At 73.7% G+C, this 18,900-nt stretch carries 12 protein-coding genes; 4 read left to right on the top strand and 8 right to left on the bottom strand.

What is annotated here, in order from left to right; translation table 11 throughout:
• Positions 1–109: 109 nt before the first annotated feature.
• Positions 110–784: a hypothetical protein gene (locus tag B124_RS10055; protein ID WP_496502376.1), complete on the top strand. Its 675-nt coding sequence runs from the start codon at positions 110–112 to the stop codon at positions 782–784.
• A 59-nt stretch (positions 785–843) separates the two neighbouring features.
• On the opposite strand, the gene B124_RS10050 is transcribed toward B124_RS10055, so the two are convergent.
• Entirely contained in the window at positions 844–3,102 is a 2,259-nt protein-coding gene (locus B124_RS10050; RefSeq protein ID WP_496502375.1) for a WD40 repeat domain-containing serine/threonine protein kinase, read from the bottom strand.
• Positions 3,103–3,703: 601 nt separating this feature from the next.
• On the opposite strand from B124_RS10050, the gene B124_RS10045 reads away from it, so the two are divergent.
• Positions 3,704–4,138 (top strand): DUF6196 family protein, encoded by a 435-nt coding sequence (locus B124_RS10045; RefSeq protein WP_496502374.1) that lies wholly within the window; start codon positions 3,704–3,706, stop codon positions 4,136–4,138.
• Positions 4,139–4,295: 157 nt separating this feature from the next.
• Here B124_RS10045 and B124_RS10040 read toward each other — a convergent pair whose 3' ends face one another.
• From B124_RS10040 to ppdK, 3 genes are all read right to left on the bottom strand, one after another.
• On the bottom strand, positions 4,296–4,835 hold the full coding sequence (locus B124_RS10040; protein ID WP_496502373.1) for an NUDIX domain-containing protein: 540 nt from the start codon (positions 4,833–4,835) through the stop codon (positions 4,296–4,298).
• 23 nt (positions 4,836–4,858) lie between these two features.
• Entirely contained in the window at positions 4,859–6,082 is a 1,224-nt protein-coding gene (locus tag B124_RS10035) for an NsdA family TPR-like regulatory protein (RefSeq protein ID WP_496502460.1), read from the bottom strand.
• Positions 6,083–7,078: 996 nt separating this feature from the next.
• Positions 7,079–9,913, bottom strand: a complete 2,835-nt coding sequence (gene ppdK, locus B124_RS10030; RefSeq protein WP_496502372.1) for a pyruvate, phosphate dikinase — start codon at positions 9,911–9,913, stop codon at positions 7,079–7,081.
• 539 nt (positions 9,914–10,452) lie between these two features.
• Between ppdK and B124_RS10025 the strand changes: the two genes are divergently transcribed.
• Positions 10,453–12,447 (top strand): amylo-alpha-1,6-glucosidase, encoded by a 1,995-nt coding sequence (locus B124_RS10025; protein WP_496502371.1) that lies wholly within the window; start codon positions 10,453–10,455, stop codon positions 12,445–12,447.
• Positions 12,448–12,529: 82 nt separating this feature from the next.
• Positions 12,530–13,093, top strand: a complete 564-nt coding sequence (locus B124_RS10020; RefSeq protein ID WP_496502370.1) for a dihydrofolate reductase family protein — start codon at positions 12,530–12,532, stop codon at positions 13,091–13,093.
• Here the strand turns inward: B124_RS10020 and B124_RS10015 are convergent.
• From B124_RS10015 to B124_RS10000, 4 genes are all read right to left on the bottom strand, one after another.
• Positions 13,090–13,566 (bottom strand): NUDIX hydrolase, encoded by a 477-nt coding sequence (locus tag B124_RS10015; protein WP_496502369.1) that lies wholly within the window; start codon positions 13,564–13,566, stop codon positions 13,090–13,092. The two genes, B124_RS10020 and B124_RS10015, sit on opposite strands and share 4 nt — an antisense overlap.
• A gap of 142 nt (positions 13,567–13,708) precedes the next feature.
• Positions 13,709–14,845, bottom strand: a complete 1,137-nt coding sequence (gene dusB, locus B124_RS10010; RefSeq protein WP_496502368.1) for a tRNA dihydrouridine synthase DusB — start codon at positions 14,843–14,845, stop codon at positions 13,709–13,711.
• A 163-nt stretch (positions 14,846–15,008) separates the two neighbouring features.
• On the bottom strand, positions 15,009–16,979 hold the full coding sequence (locus tag B124_RS10005; protein WP_496502459.1) for a protein kinase domain-containing protein: 1,971 nt from the start codon (positions 16,977–16,979) through the stop codon (positions 15,009–15,011).
• A gap of 223 nt (positions 16,980–17,202) precedes the next feature.
• Positions 17,203–18,732: an MFS transporter gene (locus B124_RS10000; protein ID WP_496502458.1), complete on the bottom strand. Its 1,530-nt coding sequence runs from the start codon at positions 18,730–18,732 to the stop codon at positions 17,203–17,205.
• Positions 18,733–18,900: the final 168 nt, after the last annotated feature.

The raw sequence follows: 18,900 nt of genomic DNA, 5'->3' as shown, positions 1-18,900 counted from the left end.
GCCCCGCCCTGTCCGGGCATGCGGACACGGGGGCGACAGGGATGGCAGGGGGACGACGGTGCGGCGACACGGCTGCTTGCGGCATGGCTGCTTAGTGCCGGCTGCGGTGATGGCGGTCGTGCTGGGGGCAAGCGGGTGTGAGGACGTCCGCAAGCCGGGCGCCTCGGTGCTGCCCGAGTCCCCGACGCCGTGCGCCTCGTGGAGCCCTCAGCGCACTTCCGAACCGCCGGACAGCACCCGGCTCACCTACCGTGCCGAAGAGTTCGAGGACGGCTCGGTGGCCATGACCGTGGGCGACGTGGACGCAGCCCCCGAGGACGACGATGCCGTGCGCACCATCGACCACCGGACGCCGGCCGCCGTCACGGAGTGCGAGGACGTGCGGATCGAGAAGGTCACCGGCTGGTGGTGCACCACCACCGTCGAGCCGATCGCGGTCGAGGGGGAGATCGTCGTGGGGGGTGCCGAGCCCCGTGCCGAGATCGGCGGCGAGCGGTTCGCCACCGAGTGCCACGGTGAGCTGCCAGGCCGGATGCGGCAGGTCTACGCGCTTGAGCGTGACAGCTGGTCAGGCTGGCGCCACTACGGCGACCCGCGGCACACGTCGTGGACGAGGGCGCCGAGCCAGCAGGGCCCCGCCGTCACGGAGCTGTGCCCGCAGGGCAGGACGGGCACGTACAACTACCGCCTCGCGGTGAGGGTCGAGGTCGAGCCCGTCACGGTCGGCGAGTCGTGGGCCGCGAGCCCGCACATCCGTACCGACTGCGGCACGGGCGTGAGCTAGCGGCGCGCTTTCCCGGCGGACGGCCGGTACGACGGGCCCCTTCCGCGCCTGACCGACCGCTACCGCGCCGCCGATCCGGGCGTCTGCCACAGCCGGACGGCGCGGTCCTTGCGGTCGGCACCCGCGATCAGCCTCCCGTCCTGGCTGAACGTCACCTCTTCGACCACGCCCTTGCCTCGCCCGTCCTCCTCGCCGGTCGCCAGCCGCGCAGCCGGCTTGCCGCGGGCCACGTTCCACAGCAGCACGCCGCCGCCGCTCTCCGAAGTGGTGGCGAGCGTCTTCCCGTCCGGGCTGAACTCCAGGTCGGCGACGGCGGTGAGGTAGTCGTTGCGCAGAGTCCGCTGCTTGTGGCCCGTGGCCACGTCCCACAGCAGGACCTTGCCGTCGGGGAAGCCGACCGCGAGGGTCTCGCCGTCCGGGCTGAACGCCACGGCAGTCGCCTCCCACGGCTGGTCGAGGACCTTGGCCGGGTCGCCCTGGCCGTACGGCTCCGGGTCGCGGCCGGCGACGTCCCAGAGCTGCGTCGTGTCGTTCCGGCCGGAGGTGCTGCCGGAGTCGTCGCCGACGGAGGCCAGCGTCTTGCCGTCCGGGCTGAAGGCGATGGCCGTGACGTCATGCTCGTGGTCGAAGTACGCGGTGATGTCGTCGCCGCGCTCGGCGGGGTCGAACAGGTACACCGAGCCCGTCCTGCTGCCGATGCCGAGCAGCTTGCTGTCCCGCGAGAACGCCACGCTCCCGCCGCCCATGTGCAGGAAGTTGAGCGACCGCCGCTCGGCCACGCTGTACAGGCCGGTCCCGCCGTTGTCGGTGCCGGTGGCGAGCAGCTTGCCGTCGGGGCTGAACGCGACGTTGAGCACCCCGGGCACGTAGTTGCTGATGCTCTCCTGGGTGAGGGCGTCGCTCTGCTTGCGGCGGGCGACGTCCCAGAACCGGATCTTGCCGTCGTCGCCGCCGGTGACCAGCGTCTTGCCGTCGGGGCTGAAGTCGATGCCGGCGGGGCCCGCGGCACGGGCGGGGAAGGCGAGGCTGCCGGTGGGCTCGTACGTCTTGTACGGGGAGTCCGGCTCCGGGTTGTCGGAGGAACCGGACGTGGGCAGGAGAACGACGATGAGGACGAGGATGAGGACGACCACGCCGACCCCGCCGAGCTGCAGTGCAAGGGGCACGGGGCCGCCGGTGCCGGCCTCGGGGTCCGGGGCGTGGGGGGCAGACGGTCCGGCGGCGACGGTCGGGGCGTACGGGTCCGCGGCGGGGGTGCCGCCGGGTGGGGCGGGGGCGCTGGGGGTACCGGCCGCCGGGGCGGCGGCGGTGCGGGTGACGAGGTCGGGCGCGCCGGGGGCGGCAGGGGCGGCGGGCACGGTATCCCCCGCCCCCGGCGCCGCCACGACCGTCTCCGGATGCCCCCCGTCAGGCACTCCGCCGTGCCCTCCGTCCGCAGCCGCCAGCCGGCACCGCTCGATGACCTCGGCGGGCGTCGGCCGCCGCTCCGGGTCCTTCGCCAGGCAGGCGGCGGCGACGGCCCGCACGGACGGCGGACAGCCGTCGAGGTCGGGCTCCTGCTCCAGGATGCGGTAGACCACGCCGTGGTCCGTACCGCCCCCGAAGGCGTGCCCGCCGGTGGCGGCGAAGTGGGCGACGCCGCCGAGGGCGAAGATGTCGCCGGCCTCGGTGACGGTCTGCCCGCGGATGTACTCCGGCGCCATGTAGGCGGGGGTGCCGGTGCGTACGCCGGTGGCGGTCACGGCGGTGAGGTCGGCGGCCCGGGCGATGCCGAAGTCGATGACCTTGGGGCCGTCGGCGGTCAGGAGGATGTTGGAGGGCTTGAGGTCGCGGTGGATGACGTCGGCGGCGTGGATGGACTGCAACGCCTCCGCCACCCGGGCGATCAGCGCCAGCGCCGCATCCGCCGGCAGCGGCCCGCTCTCGGCGACCGCCTGCTGGAGGGACGGCCCGGGCACGTACGCGGTGGCGAGCCAGGGCTCGTCGGCCTGGAGGTCGGCGTCGACCACCGGCACGGTGTAGAGGCCCTGCACCCGCCGGGCGGCGGCGACTTCCTGAGCGAAGCGCTTACGGAACGCCGCGTCGCCCGCGTACTCGCGGTGGACGACCTTGACCGCGACCGCGCTGCCCGCGGGCGTACGCGCCAGGTAGACCCGGCCCATCCCACCGGCGCCCAGCACCGCCTCCAGCCGGTACGGCCCGGCCACGGCCGGGTCGGCGGCCCCCAGCGGCCGGTGCGCCGGCACGGCCGTAGGCCACCCCGGCTCCCCGGCACGGGCCAGCGGCACGGCCGGCCGCCCGTCATCCGGTCGGGACATGGTCCCCCTCACCCCCCGGCGGTCTGCCGACCACCTCGCCTGGCCCGGACCGCCGCCACCCGCGGCCCGGTTCGCGCGAGCGACAGCGTAACGAACCGACCGCCGCCCGGCGGCGGGGGCCGGGGGCCGCCGCGCAGGACGACGGGAGCCGACGGCTCCGAACCGCCGGGACGCGTCCGGCGGCGGGTCGGTCGTCTACGCACCCGGGCTGCCGACCCAAGCCGCGCCGTACCTCCCTGACACCCGCACTGCCGACCACCCGCCCGGCGACGACCGTGACCCGCCGCAACGCCACGCGCCCGCCGGACCAGCCAGGGAAGGCGCCGTCGGCGGGGCGCACTCGGCTGATCTGGGCCTTGCGCCGCACGGCGGAGGTGGCCCGGTGGCAGGTCGTCCAGCACCCCGTGCCTCGAAGATTACGCACGCCCGCTCCTGGTCGAGCCCACGAGGGGCCCCGCGGTCCTCGGCTCCCGGCTCTGCGCCCAGTCCGGCTAGCGTTGCGACGGCGGTGCCCTGTCAGGAGTCTTCGTTCCGGCAGGGGAGGCTAGGCACGATGGTCCCCGGGTGGGATCACGGCCTCACAGATCAGGGAGTCCGGCTGATGGTCAGTGTGAATATGGAGACTGCGGAACAGACGGAGCAGCGGCTACGTCGTGTGATCGCCCAAGCCGACCTCGTCGTGCACGACGGCGTCTGGTGCTTTGAAGAGTCTCCGGCCGACCAGCCGCCGCCACTCACCGGCGAGACGCTGGCGGTGGTTCGGGACCGGGAGAGTTGGAGCCGCCTGGTCCCGCTCGTCCAGGAGAGTGCCGGCGTCGAACGCTTCGGAATCTTCTCTTTCCACTTCGCCGACCAGGCGGACAACAGCGGTTTCGTCGGCTGGCTGGCCACCCACCTCAAGGTTGAGCTGGGGACCGGTGTATTCGTCGTCTGCGGCAGCAACCGCGCCCGCGGCGGCATCTACGACCACTGGGGCTGCCCCATCGACTTGCTGGATCAGGCCGTCGCGGTCGTCAAGACCCTACGAGTCGGCTGATCTCTCCCCCGCCTCCTGCCCGGCGGAGAGGCGGAGGCACGTGCTGGTCGAGAGGGTGCTCCCCGCACCGGGGAGGGGTGCCGTCGGTCCCATCCGTCACCGGGCCGCGCAGGGGTGCTGCGCCGCCACCGAGGGACCGGGCAGATTCCAGGCGCGGCTACGGTGTGCGGTCGTGCCGGAGCGTATGCAGCATCAGCAGCGCCGCGACCGCCGATGCGCTGCGGACCTCGCCGCGGGCGACCAGGTCGGGGACGTTCTTCAGCGGCACCCATTCCCGGCGGGTGGACTCGTGGGCGTCCTGCGGTTCGCCGACATACTCGGCGGTGTCCGTCCAGTACACGCGGTGGTGGCTGGTGGAGATGCCGGGCATGGGGTCGACGTCGAGGAGGTGCCGCATCTGGCCGGGACGCCAGCCGGTTTCCTCCTCCAACTCGCGGGCGGCTGCTGCGGCCGGGTCTTCGCCTTCGGCGCTACCGCCGGACGGGAGTTCCCACGCCCAGGCGTCGGTGATGAAGCGGTGGCGCCACAGCAGCAGCACCTCGTTCGCCTCGTTGACGACGGCCGTCACGGCAACGGGCCGGACCCTGATCACGGTGTGGTCGAGGTGCCGGCCGTCCGGCACCTCGACGTCGGCCATGTTCACCGTGACCCACCGGTTCTCGTACACGGTGCGTTCGCCGCGGTTGCGCCACTGCATCGCGGCAGTATCGCAGCCGAGTGTCACAGCGGCAGGCGAAGGGCGTCGTCGATGCGCTGGACAACGTCACCGGTCGTTCTGCTTTCGATGCTCGACATGGTCGCGCGGAGTTTCACCAGGCGGTCCCTGAGCCGCTGGGACTCCATACCTTCCATGGTGTCCAGCACCTCACCGGCGGTGGTCGCGGCCTGCTCGGCGTCACCTGCCCGTAGCTGGACGTCGGAAAGCGTCGCGAGCCGGTGGACATGGCCGCGTGCATGGGTCTGTGTAGCTACGGCTTCGGTTGCGTACTGCTGGGCAGGGTTGGTGTCGCCAAGCCGCATGAGGGCGTCCGCGAGATTGGCCTCCAGCAGGCCAGGCTGGATGTAGCCGGTCTCCGCGGGTTCCTCATCTGGGCGGATCCGGCCGGCCGAGATCTCGGCGAGCATCATCGCGCGGTGCGCCGAGGTCTGGTCACCCATGCGGGAGAACGCCTTGGCCTGCATCGCGTGGAGGTCGCAGGCGAGCGCGGGGGAGACGGCGTGCCCAGCGGTCCGTACGGCGGCTTCGGCGAAGGCGACGGCCTGACGGTATTCGCGCATGTAGAGGGCCTGGTTGACGAGCAGGGCGATGACGTAGCCGCCGACCGCGCGGTGCAGTTCGCGCCCGGTGGAGTCCGAGTACGCGCCGCGTAAGAGAGGTGCGGTCTCGGCGTTGAGGAACAGCAGGACGCGGGCGCGGGTCGCGACGCCGCCTGCCTTGCGGTACATCTGCTCGTAGTGGGATCGGGCGCTGCGGAGTACTTCGACGTCGGAGAGGCCGACGTGGGGTGTGCCGGTGCGGGAGACGTCGGCGTCGTCCGGCGGGTTCTCCCACTCCCATACGGGACCGACTGCGGGTAGACCAGTGATGACGCGGGTGGTACGTAGTTCTTCGCGCTGATGCAGGTCGCTGCGCCACATGGCCGTGGCCCGCTCCACGAAGCCCGTCAGCGAGGCGCTGGGGGCCGTGGCGGGGTTGTTGCCCATGCCGATGTCCTCCAGGTGCAAGAGGCGGCCCAGACGCTCGCCGAGCACGATGCAGATCAGGTTGGGAACATCGCCGCGGGGGCGTTGGCCGCGGAGCCAGCGGATTACCGCGCTGTGGTCGTAGCGCAGTGTCTTGCCCTTGGCGGCGCCGGCAGCGTTGACGCGCTTGGCCAGGCCGAGGCGGGACATGCCGGCCTCGTCAAGGAGCGCGTCGAGCAGGGTGTTCGGCTCCGGTGTCATCTGGGCTCCCGAATCACTCACTGTGTGAGCGTAGCCACAGTCAGTTCACACAGTGTGTGAACCCTCCGCGGATGGTGACCCCGCCTACACACTCCCGCGCAGCCCGTTTGCGGAGTCAGGATCTCCTCACAGCCGCCGCGGAAGGAAAGAGGAGGTGGACTGAGTGACCATCGTGCCGCCGAGCTGGCGCCAGAGCACCGGGACAGCAGTCTCGGCGACAAGCAGCGTCGAGGTACAGCAGCCGCCTGAACGGCCGTTGCTGACCCTGAGGGTGTCTCGTGACGGCGGGCACACCTGGGGGCGTCAGATGCAGTTCTACGCCGGTGACTGTGTCCCGCTGGACACCACCGCGCTGCCACCGTGTGAATGCCCGCGCTGCCGCGGGGGTGGGGCATGAGCAGCGTCCGGAAGCACGGAGAGCCGTACAACGTCTGGCCGGCCCCGGCGAGTCCCGGGGAGGCGCCGGACTGGCGCGGCTGCCCACCCACCACCCGAAAGAAGGGACCGTGATGCGCTACTGCACCCACTGTGGCCAACTCGGCACCACGCAGAATCCGGTGGAGTCGGTGGGCGAGCCCGGCGAGTCCGGCGGCGGATCGGTCGTCTACGCACACCCGGGCTGCCGACCCAAGCCGCGCCGCACCTCCCCGACACCCGCACTGCCGACCAGACCCGCCCGGCGACGACCGTGACGTACCGCTACGCCGCGCGCCTGCCGGGCCCCGTACGCGAGCACGCCACGTATACGCCCGCAGACGGAGGGGCAAAACTCGCGGTAACCCGCCTACCAAACCCGGGCAAATCGCCCACGGGGGTCGACTTTCGCTCACCTACACGCACTCGGCCGGCGGCAGGCAGGGAGACCGGAGTCGTCCGCCGCCGGCGTCGCGGCGGCTGCAGGGGGTGAGGGGCGGCGCCCCCGCACGGGCGCCGCCCCTCCGGAACCGGTCTGCCGTCGGGTGAGGGTCAGGGCACATCGCCGACGGCGGCCGGGGGTCAGGTGGCCGGTGGTGACGTGGCCGCCGCGCGGGCGGCCTCCAGGCGGGCCACCGGGATACGGAACGGGCTGCACGAGACGTAGTCCAGGCCGACGTCGTGGAAGAAGTGGACCGACTCCGGGTCGCCGCCGTGTTCGCCGCACACGCCCAGCTTCAGGTCCGGCCGCGTCGCGCGCCCCGCCTTCACCGCGTCGCGGACCAGCGCGCCGACGCCGTCCTTGTCGATGGTCTCGAACGGGGAGACGCCGAAGATGCCCTTCTCCAGGTACGCGGTGAAGAAGCTCGCCTCCACGTCGTCGCGCGAGAAGCCCCACACGGTCTGGGTGAGGTCGTTGGTGCCGAACGAGAAGAAGTCCGCCGACTCCGCGATCTGACCCGCCGTCAGCGCCGCCCGCGGCAGCTCGATCATCGTGCCCAGCTTCAGCTTGAGCGCCACGCCCCGCGCCGCCTCGACCTCGGCGATGACGGCCTCGGCCTCGTCCCGTACCAGCTCCAGCTCCTGCACCGTGCCCACCAGCGGGATCATGATCTCCGCCCGCGGGTCGCCCTTCGCCTCCAGCCGCTGCGCCGCCGCCTCCGCGATGGCCCGTACCTGCATCGTGAACAGCCCGGGGATGACCAGACCGAGGCGCACGCCGCGCAGGCCCAGCATCGGGTTCTGCTCGTGCAGCCGGTGGACGGCCTGGAGAAGGCGCAGGTCGTTCTCGTTGTGGTCCTTGCGCGACTCGGCGAGCGCGACCCGTACCGACAGCTCCGTGATGTCCGGCAGGAACTCGTGCAGCGGCGGGTCCAGCAGCCGCACCGTGACCGGCAGCCCGTCCATCACCTCGAAGAGCTGCACGAAGTCCCGCTGCTGCAGCGGCAGCAGCTCCTTCAGCGCCGCGTCGCGCTCCTCCTCGTGGTCCGCGAGGATCAGCCGCTCGACCAGCTCGCGCCGCTCGCCGAGGAACATGTGCTCGGTGCGGCACAGCCCGATGCCCTGGGCGCCGAAGCGGCGGGCGCGGGCGGCGTCGTCGAAGTTGTCGGCGTTGGCCCGTACGCGCAGCCGGCGGATGCGGTCGGCGTACGACATGAGGCGGTGCACGGCGACGACGAGTTCGTCGGCGTCCTCGGCGCCCGCGTGCATGCGGCCCTCGAAGTACTCCACGACCGGCGACGGCACGACCGGCACCCGGCCGCGGTAGACCTTGCCGCTGGAGCCGTCGATGGACACGATGTCGCCCTCGTCGATGACCACGCCGCCGGGCGCGGTCAACTGCCGGCGCTTGGTGTCGACCTCCAGCTCCTCCGCGCCGCACACGCACGTCTTGCCCATGCCGCGGGCGACGACGGCGGCGTGGGAGGTCTTGCCGCCGCGGGAGGTGAGGATGCCCTCGGCGGCGATCATGCCGTCGAGGTCGTCGGGGTTGGTCTCGCGGCGGATGAGGATGACCTTCTCGCCGGAGCGCGACCACTTCACCGCGGTGTACGAGTCGAAGACCGCCTTGCCGACGGCGGCCCCCGGCGAGGCGGCGATGCCGCGGGCGAGCCGGTCGCCTTTGTGGCCGTTGTCGAACCGGGGGAACATGAGCTGCGCCAACTGCGCCCCGTTGACGCGCTGCAGCGCCTCGGCCTCGGTGATCAGCCCCTGGTCGACGAGTTGTACGGCGATACGGAACGCCGCCGCCGCGGTGCGCTTCCCGACGCGCGTCTGGAGCATCCACAGCTTGCCGCGCTCGATGGTGAACTCGATGTCGCACAGGTCGCGGTAGTGCGTCTCCAGCGTCTCCATGATCCGCAGCAGCTCGTCGTACGACGCCGAGTCGAGGTCTTTGAGCTTCGCGAGCGGCACGGTGTTGCGGATGCCGGAGACGACGTCCTCGCCCTGCGCGTTCTGCAGGTAGTCGCCGTAGACGCCCTGCTGGCCGCTGGCGGGGTCGCGGGTGAAGGCGACGCCGGTGCCGGAGTCGGGGCCGAGGTTGCCGAAGACCATGGAGCAGATGTTGACGGCGGTGCCGAGGTCGCCGGCGATGCGCTCCTGGCGGCGGTAGAGCTTGGCGCGCTCGCCGTTCCAGCTCTCGAAGACGGCCCGTACGGCCAGGTCCAGTTGCTCGCGCGGGTCCTGCGGGAAGGGCCGGCCGGTCTCCTTTTCGACGATGTCCTTGAACGTGGCGACGAGGGCTTCGAGGTCGGCGGCGTCCAGCTCGACGTCGGTGGTGACGCCCTTGGCGCGCTTGGCGTCCTCCAGGGCGCTCTCGAACAGCTCGCCGTCGATGCCCTGCACGGTGTTGCCGAACATCTGGATGAGGCGGCGGTAGGAGTCCCAGGCGAACCGCTCGTCGCCGGCCTGGGCGGCGAGGCCGGGCAGGCAGGCGTCGGAGAGGCCGATGTTGAGGACGGTGTCCATCATGCCGGGCATGGAGAACTTGGCGCCGGAGCGTACGGACACCAGCAGCGGGTCGCCGGCCTGGCCGAGCTTCTTGCCCATGCGCTGTTCGAGGGTGTCGAGGTGGGCGCTGACCTCGTCGCGCAGGGCGGGGGGCTCGGCGCCGCTGGCGAGGTAGACCTTGCACGCCTCGGTGGTGATGGTGAAGCCCGGCGGGACGGGCAGGCCGAGGTTGGTCATCTCGGCGAGGTTGGCGCCCTTGCCGCCCAGGAGGTCCTTGAGGTCCTTGTTGCCCTCGTGGAAGTCGTAGACGAACTTGGCCGCGGCCTCCTTGCCCGCGGACGCGGACTTCCGCGCGGGGGACGTCTTCGAGGCCGTCGCCTTCTTCGCTGGCTTCTTCTTTTCCGGCACGGGATCGACTCCTCGTGTGGGCCCCTGGCGGGGAGCTGCCCTGACGGCGAGGAACATACCCAGATCGAAGGCCCGGAGGGATGAGCCGTAGACGATCACGAGGGGTTTCGGCCCTTACGCCTGGGATCCTGCCGGGGACCGGGAGCCGCGCCCCTTCTTCACTTCTCTAAACGACGATCCCGGACGGGCGCGTACCGGCAAGCCGGGACGGTCATCCGCGTGACGGAACGCAGCCGCGCCTTCAAGGTGTGAAGAGATACGAGTGGCACTCAGTGCCGCGCATACGAGAGATGACGCCCACATTTGAGCGCTCATGTGAGCGCAACCCCTATCAAGCGTGGCAAGAATCACGCGATCGGGCAGCCCGAATCTCATCATGTGGACATAGTCAGTGCCCGAAACGCGGGACGCCCGGACGGTGACGGGAAAGCGACCGGGACGGCAACAGGGGCGGCGCCTGGGGCTCGCGGGGCGTGCTCCCGCAACGTGCTTGCGTGCGACCCCGGTTCTGCTTGTCGACCCGACAGTGGCGCGCTAGTTTTGCGTGCCTACCAGTCGTAACTACGCGACGACACCTCGCTGAGGGAGGCGCTCGGATGAGCGGCGCGGAACACCGGCTTCTCTTCCACGGCGGGGCGTTCGCCGCCGTCGCCCGCTCCGGAGACGTCACCGGCGCCCGCGGCGCCCAGCCGGACGGCTTCTTCCTCGGGGACACCCGGCACCTGAGCCGCTGGCAGTTGACCGTGGACGGGGCGGTGCCGACGCTGCTGGTGTCGGAGCCGGGCGCCAGCGGCCCGGCCGCCGCCCGCTGCGTCCTCGTCCCGCCCACCGGCCGCGACGAGCCCCCGGCCCACACCGTCTTCCGCGAGCAGCGCGTCGCGGGCGGCTCGCTCGTCGACGTCCTGCGCGTCACCGGCAACCGCGCGGAGCCGGAGAAGCTGTGGCTCGCGCTGACGGTGGACGCGGACTTCGCGGACCAGTTCGAGTTACGAGCCGACCACCGCGTCTACGACAAGCCGCACGCGGTACGGGCCCGGGAGGTGCTCCCGGACGGGGTGGAGTTCCGCTACCGGCGCGGGGAGTGGCGCGGCCGTACGACGGTCACGGCGGACCCGCCGCCGGACGCGGTGGAGGAGACGGGGAGCGGCGCGCGGCGTCTGGTGTGGCGGCTGGCGCTGGAACCGCACGAGACGACGGAGGTGACACTGCGTGCCGCGGCGGCGTCGGGGACGGCGGTCGCCTGGAAGACGGAGGCCGGGGCGCCCGACACCGACGCCCCGGCCCCGGTCCGTACCGCCACGGCACCTTCCCCCGCACCGTCCGCGGCCTCCGCCACACACCAGGCCCCGCCCCCCGCCCCATCCCCCGCCTCCGCCACCGCCTGGCCCGACCTCGCCCGGGCCGCCGAGCAGGGCCTCGCCGACCTCGACGGGCTCCTCATCTCCGCCGCAGGACCCGGCGGTGAAGAGATGCAGGTGCCCGCCGCCGGGGTGCCGTGGTTCCTGGCGCTCGTCGGCCGGCACGCGCTCGTGACCTCCCTCTTCGTGCTCCGCCACCGCCCCGGGCTCGCCCGGGCCACGCTCCTCGCGCTCGCCGCCGTCCAGGCCGGCGACGCGGACGGCGAACCGGGGAAGATCGTGCACGAGGTGCGCCACGGTGAGCTGGCGCACTTCGGCCAGGTACCGTACGGGCGCTACTACGGCGCCGTCGACACCACCCCCCTCTTCCTCGTCCTCCTCGGCGCCGTCACCGAGCACAGCGGCGACGACAAGCTCGCCCGCCGGCTGGAGCCGCAGGCCCGCGCCGCCGTCGAGTGGATGTTCCGCGACGGCGGCCTCACCGACACCGGCTACCTCCGCCACCGCGCCGACGACGGCAGCCCGGCCTACCAGAGCTGGCGCGACTCCCCCGGCGCCCTGTGCGCCGCCGACGGCACCCGCACCACCGGCGCCCTCGCACCCGCCGCCCCCCAGGGCTACGCCTACGCCGCCCTCACCCACACCGCCCGCCTCGCCACCACCGCCTGGGCCGACCCGGCACTCGCCGACCGCCTCACCGCCGCCGCCGACGACCTGCGCGCCCGCTTCCTCACCGACTTCTGGCTGGCAGGCCCCGACTTCCCCGCCCTGGCCCTCGACGGCACCGGCCACCCCGCCGACGCCCTGGCCTCCGACGCCGGACACCTGCTGTGGTCCGGCCTGCTGGACCCCGACCGGGCCCGGCGGGTGGGACGGCGGCTGCTGGAGCCGGACTTCTTCTCGGGCTGGGGCGTACGGACCGTGGCCGCAGGGCAGGGGGCGTACCACCCGATGGCGTACCACCGCGGCAGCGTCTGGCCGCACGACAACGCGATCCTGGCCCTGGGCCTGGCCCGCTACGGCCTCCACGAGGAGGCCCGCACGGTGGCGACGGCCCTCACCGACCTGGCGGCCCACACCGGCTACCGCCTCCCGGAAGCCGTCGCCGGCTACCCCCGCACCACCCAGCCGGCACCGGTCCCGTTCCCGCACGCCTGCTCACCGCAGTCGTGGTCGGTGACGGCACCGCTGGCACTGCAGACGGCGGTCGCGGCGGCGGAGGGGCAGGCGTAGGCCGCTGCGGTCCTGCGCGTTGCGATGAGTCCTCGGGGGTTCGGGGGTCCTACTGTCGAACCCCTTGACGAGGAGGACGTGCATGCGCAGCGTGATGTGCTCGATGGCGGTTTCGCTCGATGGCTACATCAACGGGCCCGACGGCGGTATCGACTGGGGAGCGCCCAGTGAGGAGGTCTTCCGCTTCTCCATCGGGGAGATCCAGGACGTCGGCGTTCATCTGCTGGGGCGGCGGCTGTACGAGACGATGCTGTACTGGGAGACCGCCGCGCAGGACCCCTCGCTCGGCGGGGCGGAGCGGGAGTGGACCAGGCTGTGGAACCCGCTGCCCAAGGTGGTGTTCTCCCGCACCCTGACGGCCGTCGAGGGCAACGCCCGGCTGGCCTCCGGGGGGCTCGCCGAGGAGATCACGCGGCTGCGGGCCGAGCCGGGCGAGGGGGTCATCGCGATCGGCGGGGCGACGCTCGCCGCGCAGGCGGCGGACCTCGGGCTGATCGACGAGTACCGGATCAGGGTGAACCCGGTGCTGCTCGGCGGCGGCACCCCGTTCTTCGCCCGGCACGAGCGCCAGGTGGACCTCGAACTCGTCGAGACCCGCACCTTCGACTCCGGCGTCGTCTACCTCCACCACCGGGTGAAGCGCTAGCCGTCCGCGGGGCTCCCCCACGGGCCGTCCGGGGCGAGGTCGGCGAGGACGTCCTTCAGATGCGGGGGTTCGAGGGGGTCCGGGAGGGCGGGGATGTCCGGCCAGGCGAGCCAGGCGTGGCCGGCGAGGGTGACCTGCTCGTCGGGGAGGAGGCCGGTGCGGCGCAGCGGGGGGCGGTCGTCGGGGTAGCGGGCGAGGAAGAAGTGCTCTACGCCGGCGAAGTGGGTGCCCTTCCAGTGGAAGTCGCGGTCGACGGGCACCCCGCGGTCCAGGACGGCGGCGGGGTCAAGGCCGGTCTCCTCGGCGAGTTCGCGGCGGGCGGCGGCCAGCGGGGTCTCGTCCGGCTCGATGCCGCCGCCGGGCGGCTCCCAGATCAGGGCGCCGTCGAAGGGGTCGCGCCAGCGCAGCAGCAGTATGCGCTGGGCGGCGTCGAGGCAGATGACCCGCGCGGCGGGCCGGTGCGTCTTGTCCACCGGTCCGAGGCTAGCCGCGGGGGGTGCGGCGCGGGAGCGCCGGGGGGCGCGCTCGCGGCGTAGAGACATGCCGGGGGCGTACGAAACGGCGGGGGCCGGGCGGCGAAGCGCCGCGGGCCGGCTCAGGGCGGGGCCCTCCGCCTCAGCCGCCCGACGTGTCCAGCTCCGCGCCCGCGTCCACCCGCGCGCACTCGTACGGGTCCGCGAGCCACCCCTCCGGCAGCACCACCTTGTTCCGCCCCGCCGTGCGCCCCCGCGGACCGTCCGCGCCCGCCGCCGGCCACGGCTGGTCCAGGTCCAGGGTGCCCAGCAGGTCGTCCAGCTCGGCCAGGGAGCCGGCCATCGCCATCCGGTGGCGCAGCCCTTTGCCCACCGAGAAGCCCTTCGTGTACCACGGCACGTGCTTGCGGAAGTCGATGACGCCGCGCCGCTCGTCGCCGAGCCACTGCCCCAGCAGCTCCGCGTGCCGCCGCATCACGCCCGCGACCTCCTTCAGCGAGGGTGCGTACGACGCCACGCCCGCCCCCGGTTCGAACGCCGCCACCAGGTCGCCGAAGAGCCATGGCCGCCCCAGGCAGCCGCGGCCGACCACCACGCCGTCGCAGCCCGTCGCGCGCACCATCCGCAGGGCGTCGTCCGCCGACCAGATGTCCCCGTTGCCCAGCACCGGGATCTCCGGCACGTGCTCCTTCAGCCGGGCGATGGCGTCCCAGTCCGCGGTGCCGCCGTAGTGCTGCGCCGCCGTACGGCCGTGCAGGGCGATCGCCGTGACGCCCTCCTCGACGGCGATCCGGCCCGCGTCCAGGTACGTCAGGTGGTCGTCGTCGATGCCCTTGCGCATCTTCATCGTCACCGGCAGGTCACCGGCGCCCGCGACGGCCTCGCGGAGGATGGCGCGCAGCAGGTTCCGCTTGTACGGGAGCGCCGAGCCGCCGCCCTTGCGGGTCACCTTGGGCACGGGGCAGCCGAAGTTGAGGTCGATGTGGTCGGCGAGATCCTCGTCGGCAATCATGCGGGCGGCGCGGCCGGTGTACGTGGGGTCCACCCCGTAGAGCTGGATGGACCGCGGCTTCTCCGTGCCGTCGAAGTGGACGAGCCGCATCGTCTTGGCGTCCCGCTCGACCAGCGCCCGCGTCGTGATCATCTCGCTGACGAAGAGGCCCCGGCCGCCGGAGAACTCCCGGCACAGCGTGCGGAACGGCGCGTTCGTGATCCCCGCCATGGGCGCGAGCACCACGGGCGGAGAGACGGTGTGCGGGCCGATCTGCAACTCGGACATGCGGGGGACTACCTCGATGTGTACGGGGACGGACCCTCTATTGTCCCTCACCGGGGCGCGGGCGCGTACCGTACGTCCTCCCGGCCCCACGTCAGCGGTCCTCGTCGCGGCGTACCCGCACCGCAAGCGCTGGCCCCCCGGCCGCCGTGTCCGGCGCGGGGCGTCAGCTCCGCAGCGCGCCCCAGGTGTCGGGGCCCACCTGGCCGTCGACCGCCAGGCCCCTGGCGCCCTGGAACTGCTTGACCGCCGCCTCCGTGCTCGGGCCGAACATGCCGTCCACGCCGCCGTCGCCGAGGTCGTAGCCGCGGGCGCGCAGGATGCACTGGACCTGCACCACGCGCTCGCCGCTGTCGCCGCGCTGGGTGAGGGCCGTGCCCGAGTAGTACGTGCACGAGTCCGCCGGGTCCGCGGGCGGCGGCGACGTCGTGGCGGGGGCGGTCGGCTTCGCCGACGTGGCGTCGGGGCGGGCGGGCTCCCCGGTGGGGGCGGAGGTCTCGCCGGGGTCCTCGGTCGGCTGCGCGGTGCCCGCGGCGGACGGGCTCGGGGACGGGGAGGCGGACTCCTCGCCCCGGTCCCCGTCCTCCTCCTTCGACGGCTTCACCTTTCCCGGCCGGCCGCCCGCCGAAGCGGGAGCGCTGGAACTCCGGTCCGCCCCGCGCGCGTTCGCCGCGTCGTCGCCGTCGTCGCCGTCGCCGTCGCCCAGCCACCCCGGCACCGTGAACGCCAGCGCCGCCACGGCCGCCACCGCGACGGCGGCGCCGGCCAGCATCAGCGGGCGGCGGCGGCGCGACGGCGGGCGCCGTGCCGGGGTGCCCGCGGTGTCCTGCGGGCCCTGCCCGTACGGGGTGAACTGGCCCTGCGGCACGGCCTGGCCCTGCGGCACGGCCTGGCCCTGCGGCACGGCCTGGCCGTACGGCTCCGCCTGCCCCTGCGGCACGCCCGGTTGCGGCCCGCCCGGCGGCTGGCCGCCAGGCCCGTACGCACCTGCCGGCCCCGGGGCTCCCAGCCCCGGCCCCGGCCCGCCGGCGCCGCCCGCCGCGGACCCCGCCGCCGCGTTCAGCGCCTCCGGCGGCATCGGCGGCGTGTGCGACTCCGGCGCCGGTCCGAACCCTCCCCCTACGCCCGGGGGCGTGGGGGTACCCCCGGCCCCCGCGCCCGTACCGGAACCGGAACCCACGGCACCGGCACCCGCTCCGGGGCCGGGGCCGGGGCCGGGGCCGGGGCCGGGGCCGGGGCCGGGGCCGGGGTCCAGGTCCAGGTCCAGGCCGCCCAGCCGCATCGTCTCCGCCGCGCCCGGCAATGGGGGTACCCCCGCCAGGAAGGGCGCAGCCGGCGGGGGAGGCTCCCCCGCCGCCACCGCCGCCAGCAGCCGCCCCGCGCGCAACGCGTCCGCGCGCCGCCCCGGGTCCTTGTCCATCAACTCCCGCAGCGCCCCCCTCAACGCGCCCGCGCGCCGCGGCTCCGGCAGCGGCTCCACGACGATCGCGCTGATCGTCGACCACGTGGACGACCGGCGGAACGGCGACATGCCCTCCACCGCCGCATACAGCGTCGCGCCCAGCGACCACACGTCCGATGGCGGCCCCGGCAGCTCGCCGCGGGCCCGCTCGGGGGACAGGTAGTCGATGGAGCCGACCATCTCGCCGGGGGCGGTCAGCCGCGTCGAACCGTCGTCGCCCGGGTCGTCCATCGCGGCGATGCCGAAGTCCGTGAGGACAACGCGGCCACTGCGGGCCAGCAGGATGTTCGCGGGCTTCACGTCACGGTGCAGGACCCCCGCCCGGTGCGCAGCGGCAAGAGCATCGACGACCTTCGCGCCGATGCCGGCGGCCTCCGCCGGATCCAGCACGCCGCGTTCGCGTATGACGTCGTCCAGCGAAGGCCCGTCGATCAGCTCCATCACGATCAGGGGCCGGCCCTCGTGCTCCGTGACGTCGTGCACGGCGATCACGCCCGGATGGTCGACACGGGCCGCGGCCCGCGCCTCCCGCTGCATCCTCAACCGCAGCTCCCGCGCGTCGTACGCCGCGCCCTCGCCGAACGCGCGCAGCTCCTTCACCGCGACCTCACGGCCCAGGACCTCGTCCACGGCACGCCACACCGTGCCCATGCCGCCCTGTCCGAGCCGCCCCACCACGCGATACCGCCCGGCAAGCCGCCGGCCGACCCCCGCTTCGCTCTCCCCCACGACTGCCCTTTGCCGTCCGGTGCGCGCGCCGGTCCGATGCGCGCACGGTGTCCGTGCCTGGGGGCAGCCTAACGGGCCAGGGTGACAACGGAGGCGGGCGTGCCCGCCGGGGCGCGGAGCGCGCGGAGGGGCACCGCGGCGCGCACGGCACCCCCGCGGCCCCCTCCGCTCACTTCTCCGCGCCCACACCCGCACCCCTGCCCCCGTCTTCGTCCCCGCCGCCACCACGCAGCGCCGTGAACGCCACCGCCGCCACCGCCAGCGACAGCACCGCGCTGAGCACCCCCACCGCCGCCAGCCCACCCGCGAACGCCTCCCGCGCCGCCCCCAGCAACTCCGCGCCCAGCGGCGCCGGCAGCTCCTCCGCCACCGCCGTCGCACCCGCCATGGTGTCGCGCGCCCCGTCCGCCGCCGCCGCCGGCGTGCCGGACGGCACCCCGCCGTCGACGTCGGCCCGGTACACCGCCGTGCCCACGCTCCCCAGCACCGCGATGCCCACCGCCACGCCCAGCTCCGTACTCGTCTCGCTGATCGCCGACGCCGCCCCGGCCTTCTCCGGCGGCGCCGAGCCGACGACCAGCTCGGTGCCGAGCGCCAGCGCAGGCCCGAGGCCCGAGTTCACCAGCGCGTACGCCACGACGATCACCGCGATGTCCCCGGAACCGCCCGGCTCGACCCGGCTCAGCAGCAGAAACCCCGCCGCCGACGCCACCAGCCCCGCACCCATCACCGGCCCCGGCCGGAACCGGCGCGCGCACACCGGTGCCACCACCGAAGTGAGGACCAGTACCCCCGCCGGCGGCAGCAGCCACAGCCCCGCGCGGAGCGCCGACTGCCCCGCCACCAGCTGGAGATACTGCGTCACGAACAGATACGTGCCGCTCACCGTCACCGCGCTCACCCAGAGGATCAGCAGCGCACTGCGGAACGACCGGTCGGCGAACAGCGCCAGATCCAGCAGCGGGTTGGCCAACCGCCGCTGCCTGCGCAGGAACAGCGCCCCCGCGCCCACCCCCGCCGCGGCGGCCAGCAGCGGTACGACCGCGAGGCCGTGCGCCAGCTCCTTGATCGCGTACGTCACGGAAAGCATCGTCACCAGCGACAGCACCACGCTCGCCGGATCCACCCGGCCCGCGTCCGGGTCCCGCGACTCCGGCAGCACCAGCGGCCCCGCCACCAGCAGCAGCGCCATCACCGGAATGCCCAGCAGGAACGCCGACCCCCACCAGAACTTCTCCAGCAGCGCCCCGCCCAGCACCGGCCCGAGCGCGACGCCGAGGGAGAACATCGCCGCCCAGATCGCGAACGCCAGGCCGCGCTGCCGCGGGTCGAGGAACAGGTTGCTGATCAGGGAGAGCGTCGACGGCATCAGCGTCGCCCCGGCCACGCCCAGCAGCAGCCGGGCGACGATCAGCGCCTCCGGGCCCGGCGCGTACGCGGCGGCGACGGACGCGGCGCCGAAGGCGGCGGCGCCGGTCAGGAGCAGCCGGCGGCGGCCGATGCGGTCGCCGAGCGTGCCCATGGTCACGAGGAAGCCGGCGATCATGAAGCCGTAGATATCGATGATCCACAGCATTTGTGTATTGGTGGGCTGCAGGTCGGCCGCGAGGTGCGGCACGGCCAGGTGCAGGACGGAGATGTCGAGGGCGAGGAGGAGGGTGGGCAGGGCCAGCACCGCGAGCCCGGCCCATGCGCGCAGCCCGGCGCGGTCGCCGGCGCGGCCGGGGGCGGGAGCGGGAGCGTCGGAGGCGGGGGTGAGGTCGGTGTTCACGGAGTCCCTCCGGGGGCGGGCGGTCGGGTCGGTGGGGGCTGCAGGGGTCTGTGGGGGTCGGGGGGCGGTGGGGTCGGCCGGCCCGTCGAGTCGGCC

The sequence above is a fragment of the Streptomyces sp. CNP082 genome (assembly GCF_059570535.1).
This window is presented reverse-complemented; position numbering and strand designations above follow the sequence as displayed.